The organism is Kitasatospora sp. NPDC004531 (assembly GCF_053602195.1).
The window spans coordinates 1-14,507 of record NZ_JBSGDD010000129.1; the positions used below are offsets into that span (position 1 = coordinate 1).

Consider the following 14,507-nt stretch of genomic DNA (forward strand, 5'->3'; position numbering starts at 1 on the left):
AACGCACCACGTCCGCAAGATCGCGACGCAGGACAATGACCTGCACTTGATCGCGACCTTGCGGACGTGGTGTGCGCTTGTCGCGCAGTTCCCCGCGCCCCTGGTTGTGCGCTCCCTGGTTTCGCCCCTAGAACGCCGCGTTCTCCTGGTAGGTGCCCCACTCCGCGCGGAGCGCGTGGCAGATCTCGCCGAGGGTGGCCTCCGCGCGGACGGCCTGGAGCATCGGCTCGATCATGTTGGCGCCCGAGCGGGCAGCGTCGAGCATCGCGTCGAGGCCGGCCCGGACGGCCGTCTCGTCGCGCTGCGACTTGCGGGCGGCGAGGACCCGGACCTGCTCGCGTTCGACCTCGTGGCTGACCCGGAGGATCTCCAGCTCGGGGGTGACGCTGCGGGGGTGGCAGTTGACGCCGACGACGCGCTTGTCGCCCTTCTCGACGCCCTGCTGGTAGCGGAACGCGGCCTCGGCGATCTCGCCGGTGAACCAGCCCTCCTCGATGCCGCGCAGGATGCCGGCGGTCATCGGGCCGATCGGGTGCTCGGCGCTGCCCTTGTCCAGGATGCGCTGGAAGATCTCCTCGACCTGCGCCTCGATCTTGTCGGTGAGCGCCTCGACGTACCAGGAGCCGCCGAGCGGGTCGGCGACGTTGGTGACGCCGGTCTCCTCCATGATCACCTGCTGGGTGCGCAGCGCGATCTCGGCGGCCTGTTCGCTGGGGAGGGCGAGGGTCTCGTCGAGGGCGTTGGTGTGCAGCGAGTTGGTGCCGCCGAGGACGGCGGAGAGCGCCTCGACGGCGGTGCGGACCACGTTGTTGTACGGCTGCTGGGCGGTGAGCGAGACGCCCGCGGTCTGGGTGTGGAAGCGCAGCCACTGCGCCTTGTCGGTCTTGGCGCCGAAGTGGTCGCGCATCCAGCGGGCCCAGATGCGGCGGGCGGCGCGGAACTTGGCGATCTCCTCGAAGAAGTCGAGGTGGGCGTCGAAGAAGAAGGACAGGCCGGGGGCGAAGACGTCGACGTCGAGGCCGCGGGACAGGCCCAGTTCCACGTAGGCGAGGCCGTCGGCGAGGGTGTAGGCGAGTTCCTGGGCGGCGGTGGCTCCGGCTTCGCGGATGTGGTAGCCGGAGACGGAGAGCGGCTTGTAGGCGGGGATGCCCTTGGCGCAGTGCTCCATCAGGTCGCCGATGAGGCGCAGGTGGGGCTCGGGGGCGAAGAGCCACTCCTTCTGCGCGATGTACTCCTTGAAGATGTCGGTCTGCAGGGTGCCGTTGAGGACGGCGGGGTCGACGCCCTGGCGCTCGGCGGCGACCAGGTACATGCAGAAGATCGGGACGGCGGGGCCGGAGATGGTCATCGAGGTGGTGACCTCGCCGAGCGGGATGCCGTCGAACAGCACCTCCATGTCGGCGGCGGAGTCGATGGCGACGCCGCAGTGGCCGACCTCGCCGAGCGCCTTGGCGTCGTCGGAGTCGTAGCCCATCAGGGTGGGCATGTCGAAGGCGACGGAGAGGCCGCCGCCGCCCGCCTCCAGGATCATCCGGTAGCGCTCGTTGGTCTGCTGGGCGTTGCCGAAGCCGGCGAACTGGCGGATGGTCCAGGTGCGGCCGCGGTAGCCGGTGGGGTGCAGGCCGCGGGTGTAGGGGTACTCGCCGGGCCAGCCGATCCGCTCGAAGCCCTCGACCTCCTGCCCGGCGGGCGGGCCGTAGACCGGCTCGACGGTCTCGCCGCTCAGCGTGGTGAAGTCGGCGTCGCGCTTGCGCGCCTTGTCGTACCGCTGCTGCCAGCGCTGCCGGCCGGCTTCGATCTGCTCGGCGTCCATCGGCTCCGACTCCGCTCCGTGCGGCCGCCCGGTGGGTGGGCGGCACAACTACTTGGATGTCCTACTAATTTACTCGGACGTCCTAGTACCTGTCGATGGCTCTCGGCTCCGGACAGCACGAAGGGCGCCCCTCCCGAAGGGGAGGGGCGCCCGACAGAGCAGGTGCGCGGCGAATCAGGCCGCGGCGGGCTCCGGCGCGGCGATCAGCGGGGCGACCTCGCGGCTGACCTTGCGCTCGACGAAGAACACGGCGGTGGGGATGGTGCCGGCCAGCAGCACCCAGGCGAGCTTGCCGAGCGGCCACTTGGCCTTGGTGCCGAGGTCGAAGGCGAGCACCAGGTAGACCACGTACAGCCAGCCGTGCGCGATGCCGACGGCGGTGGTGAAGCCGGCGGCGCCCGAGACGTCCAGGACGTACTTGGCGATCATCCCGGCGGTGAGCAGGATCAGGAGGACGCCGGTGATGTAGGCCATGGCGCGGTAGCGGGTCAGCACACTCTGCTTCATGCCATCGAGGGTAACCGGCCCTACGGGTGCTCCCGGCCGGGGCCCTCCCGGCGCGGCAGGTCGAAGTCGCCGGCGGCCACCCGCAGCGGGCGGAGCAGGTCGAACACCTCGCGGCAGGCGTCCTCGTCGTAGCCCTCCAGGCCGAACTCGACGGCCATCAGGTCGCGGGTGGCCCGCTCGACGACCTTGCGGCCGCGGTCGGTGATGGCGGCGAGGACGCCGCGGCCGTCGAGCGGGTTGGGGCGGCGGGCGACCAGGCCGGCCCGCTCCAGGCGGTCGACGGTGTTGGTGACGCTGGTGGGGTGCACCATCAGCCGCTCGCCGATCTTGGACAGCGGGAGTTCGCCGGAGCGGCTGAAGGTGAGCAGCACCAGGGCCTCGTAGCGGGCGAAGGTCAGGCCGTAGGGCTTCACCACGGCGTCCACCCGGGCCAGCAGGATCTGGTGGGCGCGCATCACCGAGGTGATCGCCGCCATGGCCGGCACGCTGCCCCAGCGACGGGTCCAGAGCTCGTCGGCGCGGGCGATCGGGTCGAAGTCGAGGGCGAGGGGCTTGGGCACGCCCCCACGGTACTCGCGGGGCGGGACGGGGGTAGCAGGTGTCCACGATGGTGGACAAGGCCGCCGATTGGCGGGTTCGCGCCAAACAGACAACCGCCTTCAATCACCGGCCCTTTCACCGCATATTCCGTCACTATTCAGTGAAAGCGCGGGAGTTGGGCCGAGGCCCAGCCAGCACCGCATGGTTCGCAGTGAAACCTGCGATTTCCCGATCGTTCCCCCCACGCCGGGCTGGCGAGAGTTTGCCAATAGTTGCCGAGGATCTGTTCCCGGATTTGAACGATTGTCATGCTTCTGCCCAGCCCCGTTCGACCCGCCGGCCCCACCCCACCGGCGACCGTCGTTCTGACCGCACGGAGCTGCACGTCAGCACCCGTTTCCGCCCCAGCAGGCACTGACCCCCGGTGCCCCGGAACGAGGTGCGACCGCGCATGCGGTTGATCCGGAAGGAACCCGTACGTGAAGCGAAAGCTCGCTGTCGGAGCCGTTCTCTCTGCCTCTGCCCTGCTGGCCGGCGCGATCCAGGTGAGCGCCGGGATCGCGCAGGCGGCCCCCAACCCGGCCGCCGGCCACAGCCGCGGCGACCTGCTGGCGCTGGCCGCCTCGCAGGCCCCGTCCTCCGCCAAGGCCCTGGGCCTGGGCGCCCAGGAGAAGCTGGTCGTCAAGGACGCCATCGTCGACGCCGACGGCACCCGCCACTTCCGTTACGAGCGCACCTTCGGCGGACTGCCGGTGCTCGGCGGCGACCTGGTCGTGCACCAGGACGCCAAGGGCAAGGTCCGCTCCTCCGACAAGGCCGTCGACGGCAGCCTGGCCCCCGCCTCGCTGAGCCCGAAGCTGACGGCCGCCCAGGCCGCCGGCAAGGCGACCGGCGCGGTGCAGTCCACCGTCGGCATCGCCAAGGACGCCGACGAGTCCGCCCTGACCTCGGTCTCCGGCGCCACCGGCAGCTCCGAGCTGGTGATCTGGGCCGCCGACGGCGCCCCGCGCCTGGCCTACCGCACCACCGTCGAGGGCGTGCGGGCCGACGGCACCCCGAGCCGCCAGAAGCTGGTCACCGACGCCGACACCGGCGAGGTCCTCTCCACCCACGAGGAGATCCAGACCGCCGACGCGACCGGCACCGGCAACGGCGTCTTCGTCGGCAGCGTCTCGCTGACCACCACGCTGACCAGCGGCACCTACACGCTGAAGGACGCCACCCGCGGCGGCCAGTACACCACCACCCTCGCCAACAAGACCTCCGGCAAGGGCACCCTGTACTCGAAGACCACCAACAGCTGGGGCACCGGCACCGTCTCCAACGGCGAGTCCGCCGCCGTGGACGCCCAGTACGGCGCGGCCGTCACCTGGGACTTCTACAAGAACACCTTCGGCCGCAACGGCATCCGCAACGACGGTGTCGGCGCCTACAGCCGGGTCCACTACGGCAGCAACTACGTCAACGCCTTCTGGGACGACAGCTGCTTCTGCATGACCTACGGCGACGGCTCGTCCAACACCCACCCGCTGACCGAGCTGGACGTCTCCGGCCACGAGATGAGCCACGGCGTCACCTCCAACACCGCCGGCCTGAACTACTCGGGCGAGTCCGGCGGCCTGAACGAGGCGACCTCGGACATCTTCGGCTCGATGGTGGAGTTCTACGCCAACCTGTCGAAGGACGTGCCGGACTACCTGATCGGCGAGCTGATCAACATCAACGGCAACGGCACGCCGCTGCGCTACATGGACAAGCCCTCCAAGGACGGCGCGTCCGCCGACTACTGGTCCTCCACGGTCGGCAGCAAGGACGTCCACTACTCCTCGGGCGTCGCCAACCACTTCTTCTACCTGCTGGCCGAGGGCAGCGGCGCCAAGACCATCAACGGCGTCAGCTACAACTCGCCCACCTACAACGGCGCCGCCCTCACCGGCATCGGCCGGGCCGCGGCCTCCCAGATCTGGTACCGCGCGCTGACCGTCTACATGACCTCCACCACCAACTACAAGGCCGCGCGCACCGCGACCCTGAACGCGGCGAAGGACCTGTACGGCACCGGCTCGACCCAGTACAACGCGGTGGCGGCTGCCTGGAGCGGCGTCAACGTGAACTGACCCCCACCGGGTAGCGAAAAAGCTCGCGGCGGCCGGGCCTCCCACGAGGGGGCCCGACCGCCGCGCACCACGTGGTGGATTCAGGCGGTGGCCGGCTTCGCCGCGGCCTGCTCGCCGCGCTCCTCCTTGGCCAGCATCCGCTCGGCGAAGAAGCCGCCGGTGGGCAGCACCGACAGCACGAACAGCACCGCCGTGCGCTTCGGCTCCCAGCGGCGCTCCTTCGCCGCCAGCGCCAGGAAGACCACGTACAGCACGAACAGCGCGCCGTGGATCGCGCCCATCACCGGCACGCCGTTGAAGCTGGTGGTGCGCTTCAGCACCGAGCAGACCAGCAGCAGGATGAACGACAGCCCCTCGGGGCCGGAGACCAGGCGCAGGCGGTGGACAGCAGCGATGCTCTTCACGGGATTCCTCACGGGGCACGGGCGACGGGGTTTGTGAACGGGTGCACAAACCGGGTCTATTATCACCGACCCGCCGTCGGGGCCGACCCCGGACCCCCTATCCTGCTGTGCTGCGCGCGGCCTGACCGGCAGGCCCGCGAATCCACGGGGGGACGCACCACATGCTGAGGCGAGACTGGGACCGGCACACCTGTGCCCGGCGCGGCCACATCACCTACGCACCCGACGAGACCGACCTGCGGACGCGGCTGCAGGCCGCCACCGCGCTCGGCACCGCCTGGCGCTGCCTGCGCTGCGGCGACTTCGCGCTCGGCGAGCCGCACGGCTCCGGGCCGGCCGACGAGGCGCCGCTGGTGCCCCGCGGCAAGGCCCTGCGCGACCTGTTCATCCTGCGCTTCCTGGCCGTCGAACGGCTGCTGCGCGGCCTGCTGATCGTGGTCGCCGCCTGGGCGGTGTGGAAGTTCTCCAACAGCCAGGACGCGGTGCGCCGGATCTTCGACGAGAACCTCACCGTCTTCAAGCCCGTCACCGACCACTTCCACTACGACCTCGACCACTCGCCGATCGTCGACACCATCCGCAAGACCTTCGACTACCGGCACAGCACCCTGATCTGGGTCGCCCTCGCGCTGGTGGTCTACGCCCTGGTCGAGATCGTCGAGGCGTTCGGCCTGTGGTGGGGGCAGCGCTGGGCCGAGTACCTGACGGTGGTCGCCACCGCCGCGTTCCTGCCCCTGGAGGTCTACGAACTCACCGAGCACGTCAGCGCGTTGAAGATCTGCACGCTGCTGCTGAACATCGTCGCGGTGCTCTGGATCATGCTCTCCAAGCGGCTGTTCGGCCTGCGCGGCGGCGTCGCCGCGTTCGAGGCCGAGAAGCACTCCGCCTCGCTGCTGGAGGTGGAGACCGCCGCCGGAGCCCTGCCGCAGACCGCCTGACGGCGCGTCCGATGTGCCGGTTCCGTACCGGCTCGCCCGGCCCTCTCCCCACCGAGGGGGGAGGGCCGCTACATTCCGGAACGTGGCACAGTTCCGACTCCAGGGGTCAAAGGTCCTCGCCGTCGATCTCGCCGGCGACACCGTCAAGGCACGCAACGGCTCGATGGTCGCCTACACCGGGCAGATGGGCTTCAAGAAGCTCTCCGGCGGCGGCGACGGCCTGCGCGGCATGGTCACCCGCCGGCTCACCGGCGAGCGCATGGAGGTCATGGAGGTGAGGGGGCAGGGCACCTGCTACTTCGCCGACCGGGCCACCGAGATCAATCTGGTCCGGCTGAACGGCGAGACGCTGTTCGTCGAGTCCGACAACCTGCTGTGCACCGAGGCGACTCTGCGCACCGGCACCTCCTTCACCGGCCTGAACGGCATGGCGAGCGGCAACGGCCTGTTCACCACCAAGGTCGAGGGCCAGGGCTGGGCCGCCGTCACCTCCGACGGCCCGGCCGTGATCCTGCGGGTCGGCCAGGGCCTGCCGCTGCGGGTCGACCCCGGCGCGTACATCGCCCACACCGGCAACCTCCACCGCGCCCTCAAGTCCGGCGCCGGCTGGACCACGCTGATCGGCGAGGGCGGCGGCGAGGCCATGCAGGTCGAGTTCACCGGCGAGGGCCTGGTCTACGTCCAACCCTCCGAGCGCCTGACCCTCGGAGGCGACGCCTGATGGCCTTCACCCGGATCAACCACAAGATGATCTCCGCCCAGGTCTTCCCCGGCCAGCGCATCCTGTCGCAGCGCGGCGCGATGCTCGGCTACACCGGCGAAGTCACCTTCCAGCCCAACCTGATGGGCGGCCAGGGCGGCGTCATGTCGATGATCGGCCGCCGGGTCGCCAACGAGGACACCCCGCTGATGACCGTCGAGGGCCACGGCACCGTGATGTTCGGCCACGGCGGCCACCACGTCCACGTCATCGACCTGGCCGGCGACACCCTGTACGTCGAGGCCGACCGGCTGCTCGCCTTCGAGGGCAGCCTCCAGCAGTCGACCATGTTCATGGGCCAGCAGGGCGGCCTGATGGGCGTGGTCCGCGGCCAGGTCACCGGACAGGGGCTGTTCACCACCCAGCTCACCGGCAAGGGCGCCGTCGCCGTCATGGCCCACGGCGGCGTCGTCGAACTCCCCATCTCCCCCGGCCTCCCCGTCCACGTCGACCCGCAGGCCTACGTCGCCCACCGCGGCCAGGTCACCAACAAGCTGTCCAGCGCGCTCGGTTGGCGCGACATGATCGGACGCGGCTCCGGCGAGGCCTTCCAACTCGAACTCTCCGGACACGGCATGGTCTACGTCCAGGCCAGCGAGGTGAAGCTCTGATGACCTACCCACCGCTGCTCCAGGGCCCCGGCGGCGACGGCCCCCAGGTCTGGGACCCGTACACGCTGCCCGTCAACGACAACGTCAACCCGTACTGCTTCTCGGTGGACCTGAACGGCGCGTACTACCTGCAGAAGGGCAAGATGATCGCCTACTACGGCGAGATGCGCTTCTCCGGGATCGGCCGCGGCGCCCTCGACCGGGTCCTCGAACAGAACTTCAACTCCCCGCTGCACGCCGCCGACTGGGTCGTCGCCGAGGGACGCGGCAAGCTGCTGCTCGCCGACCGCGCGTACGACCTCAACTCCTACGACCTGGAGGACGGCAACCTCACCGTCCGCTCCGGCAACCTGCTGGCCTTCGAACCCACCCTGCGGCTCAAGCAGTCGATCATCCCCGGGTTCCTCACCCTGCTCGGCACCGGCAAGTTCGTCGCCGCCTCCAACGGCCCCGTGCACTTCGTCGAACCCCCGCTCCGGGTCGACCCGCAGGCCCTGGTCGGCTGGGCGGACTGCCCCGCGCCCTGCCACCACTACGACCACAGCTACCTGCACGGCGTCCTCGGCGGGATCCGGCACCTGACCGGGATCGGCGGCGCGAGCGGCGAGGAGCACCAGTTCGAGTTCATCGGGGCGGGGCAGGTGCTCATGCAGTCCTCCGAGACGGTCCTCGCGGAACAGCCGGTCGGCGTCGTCGGCGAACAGTCCGGCGTCCCGCACCAGCAACCCACCCAGGCGATGCCGGGGCTTGGCAACCTCCGCGACCTGGGCCGCCAGTTCGGCCTGTGAGGACTTAGGGAGCGCGGACAGGGAGCAGCGAAACCAGGGAGCGCACCACCAGGGGCGCGGGGAACTGCGCGACAAGCGCAAGGCCCGTCCGCAAGGTCGCGATCAAGTGCAGGTCATTGTCCTGCGTCGCGATCTTCAGGACGTGGTGCGTTCCCCTTCGCGCAGTTCCCCGCGCCCCTGGTTGTGCGCCCACTCTCCCTTACAGCGCAGTGAACGTCACCGGGAGGGACACGAGCGCTCGGTGGACCGGGCCCTGGCGCCAGAGGATCTCGTCCGCGGGGACGGCCAGCCGGAGGTCGGTGAGGCGGCTGATGAGGTACTCGATGGCGGTGACGGCCATCAGGACGGCCGGCTGCCGGGCGGGGCAGCGGTGCGGGCCCGCGCCCCAGGCGAGGTGCGCGTAGGAGCCGCCGAGGGACTCGCTCTCGTCGGCGGGCAGCACCGCCTGCGCGTTCGCGGAGGCGTAGGAGATCAGGACGGGCTGGTCGGGCGCGATCTCCGTGCCGTGGAAGGTGATCGGCCGCCGGGTGTAGTGCGGCGCGAAGTTGGACAGCGGCGGGTCCGTCCAGAGCACTTCGTTGACCGCGTCGTGGGCGCTGAGCGCGCCGCTGTGCAGGGAGCCGGCGTAGCGGTCGTCGGAGAGCATGCGCAGCAGCGCGTTCGCCGTGAGGTTGGCGGTGGGTTCGTGGCCGGCCATCAGCGTCAGCGTGATGTGGCGGACGACTTCTTCGTCGGCGAGCTTCGCGGGGTGGCCGATGAACGCGGAGATCAGGTCGTGCCGGGGTGCGGTGCGGCGTTCGGCGACCAGGCCGGTGATGACGGCGACGAGGTCGGCGTACGCGGCGGCGGCGCCGGTGGAGGATTCGAAGGAGCGGTAGATCGCGCTGCTGATCCGGTCGATGTCGTGGTCGGGGATGCCGTACCAGGAGGTGAGGATGAGCAGCGGGAGCCGGTAGGCGTACTGGCCGAGGATGTCGGCCCTGCCGGTGGAGGCGAATTCGCCGATGAGCTGTTCGGCGACGGCGGTGGTGTCGCGTTGCAGCAGGTGGGGTTCGAGGATGCCGACGCTGTCGGTGATGACCTGGCGGTAGCGGGCGTGGGTGGCGCCGTCGGAGAACAGCGCGGTGGGGCGCCAGCCGAGCATCGGCATGATGGGCGAGTCGGGGGGCTGGGTGGCCTGCCAGACGCGGGGGTCGCGGGTCCAGGTCTCGGTGTCGCGGAGGACTTCCAGGGCGACGTGGTAGTCGGTGACCAGCCAGGCGTCGATGCCGGGGGCGAGTTCGACGGGGGCGAGCGGTCCGCGGTCGCGCAGCCGGGCGTAGTGGGCGTGCGGCTGGGCGGCGAACTGCGGCCCGTAGAGGGCGGTGCGGGTCATCGGGCGGTCTCCTGGGGGAGGCGGTCCAGGACGTGCTCGGTGAGCGCGATCAGGGCGTCCAGGCAGCTTTCGCGCTGCCGGGCGTCGCATTCGACGAGCGGGGTGGCGGGGTCGAGGTCGAGCGCGGCGCGGATCTTGTCGAGCTCGATCGGCGGGGTGTCGGGGAAGCGGTTGACGGCGACGGCGTAGGGCAGGCCGGCTTCCTCGATGAGGTCCATGGCGTCGAAGGCGTCGCCGAGGCGGCGGGTGTCGGCGAGGACGAGTGCGCCGAGGGCGCCGCGGGCGAGGTCCTCCCAGAGCGGCAGGAAGCGGCGTTGGCCGGGGGTGCCGAAGAGGTAGAGGACGAGGTCGCCGCCGGGCAGGGTGAGCCGTCCGAAGTCGACGGCGACGGTGGTGGCGGTCTTGCCGGGGATCCGGGCGGTGTCGTCGACCGGGATGCCCCGGGCGGTCATGGTCTCCTCGGTGTGCAGGGTCGGGATCTCCGACAGCGAGCGCACGAAGGTGGTCTTCCCGACCCCGAACGGCCCGGTGATCATGAGTTTCATCAGGATCGGGTCGGTGGCGGGGAGGTACACGGGGCTGCTGCCCGTGCTACTTGAGGGCGCGAAGTCCACTGAGGAGCCTTTCGGCGAGGTCCCGGTTGACCGGCTGGGCGGAGGGGATCGGTGCGCGGACCTTGAGGGCGCCGCGTTCGGCCAGGTCGGCGGCGATGAAGACGGTCGCGCTGACCGGGAGGCGGAGGTGGGCGGCCGCCTCGGCGACGGTCAGCGCGCCGGGGCGGACGAGTTCCCATAACTGGCGGTGTTCGCCGCCGAGCCCGGCGGGGAGGTCGGCGGCGGCGTGCAGGACGCTGAGCCGGTCCAGGCCGTGCTTGCCGGGGGCCAGGTCGCGGCCCTGGGTGGCGAGGTAGGCGGGGACGAGTCGGCGGTGGGGCCCGCTGGGTGTGGTCATGTCCCGCTCGCCTCCCGGGCGGGGCTGGCGAGGGCTCTGGCGAGCGCGGCGACCTGGACCTGCATCTGGTAGGCGATGGTGCCGAGGTCGGCGCCGGGGGTGGCGAACACGGCGAGCGAGGAGTTGGCGCCGGCCGGGGTGACCACGGCGTAGCCGAGGTCGGACTCGACGACGGTCTGGGTGAGCCGGACCTGCTCGGCCTCGGTGAAGGCGACGGTGAACGCGCGCGCGGCGGCGTGCAGCGAGGCGGTCATCGCGGCGACCCGGTCGGCGTTGTCCCGGCCGAGGTCGGCGGAGTGGCCGGTGACCAGGCCGTCGCCGGTGGCGATGACGGCGTTCTGCACACCGGGCAGGTCGAGCAGCGGGGTGAGGACCCAGGAGAGGTCCTCGGTGTGGCGGCGGAGCTGGGTGGTCACGGGGTTTCTACTCCTTCGGGTGCGGCGGGTCCGTCGGGGCCGGGGCTGTGCTGGGCGGCGCTGCGGCCGGCGAGGGTGCCGGACTGCAGGGCCGACCACGCGGAGCGGGCCCGGTCCGGGGTGCTGCCCGCCGGGGACGGGAGGGCGGCCGGCGCGTCCTGCTGCGGAACGCGCGGGCTGCGGCGCTTGCGGGTGGGAAGTGCGTCGCCCGCGTCGAACACCGGTGTGGTCTGGGTGATCGGGCGGGGGGCGAGCGCGGAGAGCGGGGCGGCCGGGTCGGTCAGCGTGAGCAGGTCGGCGGGCAGCCGCAGGATGGCCCGGACGCCGCCGTACGGGGACGGCTCGACCCGGCAGCCGAAGCCGAACTGGCGGCAGAGCAGGCCGATGACCGCGAAGCCGGCCTGCGGCGGGTCGCCGAGTTCGGTGAGCAGGACCTCGGCGCGGCCGCCGAGCAGGTCGCCGGCCCGTTCCAGCTGGTCGGGCTCCATGCCGACGCCCATGTCGTCGACCACCACCAGGGCGCCGGAGCTGCCCTGTTCGATGGAGACCACGACGCGGGTCTCGGGGTGCGAGTAGGCGGTGGCGTTGCCGAGGATCTCGGCGAGGGCGATGGCGACGGGTTCGGCGGCGCGGGCGGCCACCGCGAGCCGGGGTTCGCGCAGGTGGTTGGTGATCTCGATGCGGGCGTAGCCGGCCACCCGGGACTGCGCGCCGACGCAGAGTTCGGCGAGCGGGGAGGCCTCCCGGGTCATGCCGGGCCAGGCGCCGGAGAGCACCGCGAGGGACTGCACCCGGCGCAGGGTCAGTTCGTTGCGGAAGTCGAGGGCCAGCAGGCGCGGGTCGTCGACGCTGAGCTGGATCTCCTCCAGCAGCGAGCGGACCTGGATCAGCAGGGCCTGGATCTTGGACGCGGCGCCGCGCAGCGCGGCCCGGGCGGCGGCGTCGGTGCGGTCGCGTTCGGCGAGCACGGCCCGGACGGCGGCGGTGAGCGCGCCGTCCAGGGCCTGGTGGAGCTCCTCGGTGCCGCCGGTGGCGTCGAGCGGCCCGGGGACGGGCGTCCGGGGGTGGGTGAGCGCCGTGGTGGCGGCGGGCAGCCGTTCCTGGGCGAGGTGGACGAGTTCGCGCACGGCGGCGGTGCAGCGGGCTTCGGCGACGGTGCGGTGGGCCTCCGCGGTGCGGGCCGCGGTGTCGGCGTCGCGGGCGCGTTCCTCGGCGGCGTCGGCGTGGGCGCCGGCGGCCTCGGCCCGGTCCTGGGCGGCGCGGGCGGCGGCGTCGGCGGCGCGGGTGCGCTGTTCGGCGCCGTCGGCGCGGGCGTGGGCGGCGCGGGCCGAGGTGTCGGCGTCGGCGGCGCGCTGTTCGGCGGCCCGGGCGCGGCGGGTGGCGCGGCGCAGCGCCCACAGCAGGGGTCCTGCGGTCAGGGCGGCGCCGGCCAGCAGGGCGAGCACGATCTCGACCATGGGGTCCTCGGGGGGTGTCGTCGTCGCGGGTCGGGGGTCAGACGGTGCTGGTGGCGCTGTCGGCGCCGCGTTGCCGGGCGAGGCCGGCCATCCGGCCGACGACCTCCATCATGGCGGGCGGTTCGCTGCCGTCGAGGTGCCGGTACTCGGTGCTGATGGTGACCAGCAGCCGTTCGGGCAGGCCGAGTTCGGGGTAGCGGCGTTCGTCGATGACGGTCTGCGCGGCCTCGGCGGCCGGGACGCCGGCGGCGTGCAGGGCGTGGGCGCGGTCGCGGACGTGGCCGAGGTACTCGGCGTGCGCGCGCAGGTCGTAGCGGGTGAGCAGTGGGCCGTGGCCGGGGACGACGGTCTCGGCGCCGGTGGCGAGGACGCGTTCGACGGCGTCGATGACGTTGCCGAGCGGGCCGGCCCAGTGCACGGGGTGGTCGCCGGGGCGGTCGGCGGTGGAGCCGAAGACGATGTCGCCGGTGAACACGGTGGAGCGGGTGGGCAGGTGGACGATCAGGTCGCCGCTGGTGTGGGCCGGCGGGAGGCTGCTGACCTGCACCGGGATGTCACCGACGCGCAGTTCGAGTTCGCCGGTGAAGACGGTGTCGGGCCGGATCGGCGGGGTGTCGGCCCAGTCGAAGCAGCCGAAGTGCTCGTGCAGGTAGGCACCGGTGTCGCTGGCCGGGTCGAGGCTCTGCAGCAGGGTGTGCTGCTGCTCGGGGGTCGGCTCGTAGGCGATGTGGTGCAGCGCCTCGTGGGTGGTGATGAGTTCGGCGTCGGGCAGCACGCCCGCGCCCCACATGTGGTCGCCGTTGGCGTGGGTGACGACGATGCGGTCGACGGTGACGCCCTTGGGCAGGACGGCGCGGGTGCGGTCGAGGAACTGCCCGGCCAGCTTGCGGTCGTAGGGGGTGTCGATCCACAGCGCGGTGCGGCCGGAGGCGACCAGGCCGCAGTTGGCCAGGCCCCATCCGCGCTGCTGGGGCTGCCAGGCGTACACGCCGTCGGCTATCGAATGGAAGTTCGCGCTCCGCGTCGTCATGGGCGCGATTATGCCTAACGTGCCGTCACCGTCCGACTGCAGCCCGGAAATTGAACATGTTCTTTTCAATCCCGCCAGGCGGGAGGGCGGTGGTGCGGATGCGAATCAATCCGGCGGGCGCGGGCGGAGTCTTTACCTCGGGCACCCGTTCGTGAATTTGTACAACATTGAACAACCTTCGCTATACTGGCCGCATGGATACATCCGTGACCGAAGCGCCGGCGGTCTCCGCCTCCCCCGCGGAGGAGGACGCACCCTGGCTCGACTCCCGTGAGCAGCGGCTCTGGCGTGCCCACCTGGAGGTCGGGAAGCTGCTCGAACACCAGCTGAGCCGGGAACTGCACGCGCACAACCTCGCCATCAACGACTACGAGATCCTCGTGGTGCTCTCCGAGTCCCCCGAGCGCCGGATGCGGATGACCGACCTGGCCACCGCCACCCTGCAGTCCAAGAGCCGGCTCTCCCACCAGATCACCCGGATGGAGACGGCCGGCCTGGTGCTGCGCCAGGAGTGCCCCGGCGACCGCCGCGGCCTCTACGCGCACCTGACCGACCAGGGCTGGGAGACGCTGCGCAAGGTCGCCCCCGACCATGTGCGCAGCGTCCGCGAGCACTTCATCGACCGCCTCGGCGACGAGCAGCTGGACGCGATGTACGCCGCCCTCGCGCCGATCGCCGAGCACCTGCGGTCGCTGCGCGGCCGGAGCTAGTGCTTTGACCGGGATGGTTCGCCGGGTTGGTGCTGCGCGCGGTTGGATGTGCGGTGTTGCCCGTTGATCCGGACCGTTGGGGGTGTGGTG

16 protein-coding genes are annotated in these 14,507 nt (G+C 71.5%); 6 read left to right on the forward strand and 10 right to left on the reverse strand.

Going from position 1 to position 14,507, the window contains the following annotated elements; all coding sequences use genetic code 11:
• Positions 1-127 precede the first annotated feature (127 nt).
• The 3 genes from ACWEMJ_RS31475 to ACWEMJ_RS31485 all read right to left on the reverse strand — a co-directional run bounded on the left by ACWEMJ_RS31475 (position 128) and on the right by ACWEMJ_RS31485 (position 2,880).
• Positions 128-1,813: an acyl-CoA mutase large subunit family protein gene (locus tag ACWEMJ_RS31475; protein ID WP_452140538.1), complete on the reverse strand. Its 1,686-nt coding sequence runs from the start codon at positions 1,811-1,813 to the stop codon at positions 128-130.
• Positions 1,814-1,987: 174 nt separating this feature from the next.
• Positions 1,988-2,320 carry a DUF3817 domain-containing protein gene (locus ACWEMJ_RS31480; protein ID WP_452140539.1) on the reverse strand — a complete coding sequence of 111 codons (333 nt, stop codon included), beginning with the start codon at positions 2,318-2,320 and terminating at the stop codon, positions 1,988-1,990.
• A gap of 20 nt (positions 2,321-2,340) precedes the next feature.
• Positions 2,341-2,880 carry a MarR family winged helix-turn-helix transcriptional regulator gene (locus tag ACWEMJ_RS31485; RefSeq protein WP_452140540.1) on the reverse strand — a complete coding sequence of 180 codons (540 nt, stop codon included), beginning with the start codon at positions 2,878-2,880 and terminating at the stop codon, positions 2,341-2,343.
• Positions 2,881-3,339: 459 nt separating this feature from the next.
• Between ACWEMJ_RS31485 and ACWEMJ_RS31490 the strand changes: the two genes are divergently transcribed.
• Positions 3,340-4,977, forward strand: coding sequence for a M4 family metallopeptidase (locus tag ACWEMJ_RS31490; RefSeq protein ID WP_452140541.1), 1,638 nt, complete (start codon positions 3,340-3,342; stop codon positions 4,975-4,977).
• An 80-nt stretch (positions 4,978-5,057) separates the two neighbouring features.
• Here the strand turns inward: ACWEMJ_RS31490 and ACWEMJ_RS31495 are convergent, their stop codons facing one another.
• Positions 5,058-5,381 (reverse strand): DUF3817 domain-containing protein, encoded by a 324-nt coding sequence (locus tag ACWEMJ_RS31495; RefSeq protein WP_452140542.1) that lies wholly within the window; start codon positions 5,379-5,381, stop codon positions 5,058-5,060.
• A gap of 164 nt (positions 5,382-5,545) precedes the next feature.
• Here ACWEMJ_RS31495 and ACWEMJ_RS31500 point away from each other — a divergent pair, with 164 nt between their 5' ends.
• The 4 genes from ACWEMJ_RS31500 to ACWEMJ_RS31515 all read left to right on the forward strand — a co-directional run bounded on the left by ACWEMJ_RS31500 (position 5,546) and on the right by ACWEMJ_RS31515 (position 8,478).
• Complete coding sequence (locus ACWEMJ_RS31500) at positions 5,546-6,319, forward strand: DUF2127 domain-containing protein (RefSeq protein ID WP_452140553.1); 774 nt, start codon at positions 5,546-5,548, stop codon at positions 6,317-6,319.
• Between the two features lie 82 nt (positions 6,320-6,401).
• Complete coding sequence (locus tag ACWEMJ_RS31505) at positions 6,402-7,040, forward strand: AIM24 family protein (RefSeq protein ID WP_452140543.1); 639 nt, start codon at positions 6,402-6,404, stop codon at positions 7,038-7,040.
• Complete coding sequence (locus tag ACWEMJ_RS31510; protein WP_452140544.1) at positions 7,040-7,690, forward strand: AIM24 family protein; 651 nt, start codon at positions 7,040-7,042, stop codon at positions 7,688-7,690. Before ACWEMJ_RS31505 ends, ACWEMJ_RS31510 begins: the two co-directional genes overlap by 1 nt.
• Positions 7,690-8,478, forward strand: coding sequence for an AIM24 family protein (locus ACWEMJ_RS31515; RefSeq protein WP_452140545.1), 789 nt, complete (start codon positions 7,690-7,692; stop codon positions 8,476-8,478). The genes ACWEMJ_RS31510 and ACWEMJ_RS31515 overlap by 1 nt, the downstream gene beginning before the upstream one ends.
• Positions 8,479-8,677: 199 nt before the next feature.
• Here ACWEMJ_RS31515 and ACWEMJ_RS31520 read toward each other — a convergent pair whose 3' ends face one another.
• From ACWEMJ_RS31520 to ACWEMJ_RS31545, 6 genes are read right to left on the reverse strand one after another with little or no spacing between them, the layout of a single operon-like run.
• Positions 8,678-9,853: a cytochrome P450 gene (locus ACWEMJ_RS31520; protein WP_452140546.1), complete on the reverse strand. Its 1,176-nt coding sequence runs from the start codon at positions 9,851-9,853 to the stop codon at positions 8,678-8,680.
• Positions 9,850-10,467, reverse strand: coding sequence for a GTP-binding protein (locus ACWEMJ_RS31525; protein WP_452140547.1), 618 nt, complete (start codon positions 10,465-10,467; stop codon positions 9,850-9,852). The genes ACWEMJ_RS31520 and ACWEMJ_RS31525 overlap by 4 nt, the downstream gene beginning before the upstream one ends.
• A complete protein-coding gene (locus ACWEMJ_RS31530) occupies positions 10,445-10,804 on the reverse strand; it encodes a DUF742 domain-containing protein (RefSeq protein WP_452140548.1) in 360 nt (119 codons plus the stop codon). Before ACWEMJ_RS31530 ends, ACWEMJ_RS31525 begins: the two co-directional genes overlap by 23 nt.
• Positions 10,801-11,220: a roadblock/LC7 domain-containing protein gene (locus ACWEMJ_RS31535; protein WP_452140549.1), complete on the reverse strand. Its 420-nt coding sequence runs from the start codon at positions 11,218-11,220 to the stop codon at positions 10,801-10,803. Before ACWEMJ_RS31535 ends, ACWEMJ_RS31530 begins: the two co-directional genes overlap by 4 nt.
• Positions 11,217-12,677 carry an ATP-binding protein gene (locus ACWEMJ_RS31540; RefSeq protein ID WP_452140550.1) on the reverse strand — a complete coding sequence of 487 codons (1,461 nt, stop codon included), beginning with the start codon at positions 12,675-12,677 and terminating at the stop codon, positions 11,217-11,219. The genes ACWEMJ_RS31535 and ACWEMJ_RS31540 overlap by 4 nt, the downstream gene beginning before the upstream one ends.
• A 37-nt stretch (positions 12,678-12,714) precedes the next feature.
• The gene (locus ACWEMJ_RS31545; protein ID WP_452140551.1) at positions 12,715-13,707 is read right to left on the reverse strand and encodes an MBL fold metallo-hydrolase; all 993 of its coding nucleotides are present in this window, start codon (positions 13,705-13,707) and stop codon (positions 12,715-12,717) included.
• A gap of 194 nt (positions 13,708-13,901) precedes the next feature.
• On the opposite strand from ACWEMJ_RS31545, the gene ACWEMJ_RS31550 reads away from it, so the two are divergent.
• On the forward strand, positions 13,902-14,417 hold the full coding sequence (locus ACWEMJ_RS31550) for a MarR family winged helix-turn-helix transcriptional regulator (RefSeq protein WP_452140552.1): 516 nt from the start codon (positions 13,902-13,904) through the stop codon (positions 14,415-14,417).
• Positions 14,418-14,507 lie beyond the last annotated feature (90 nt).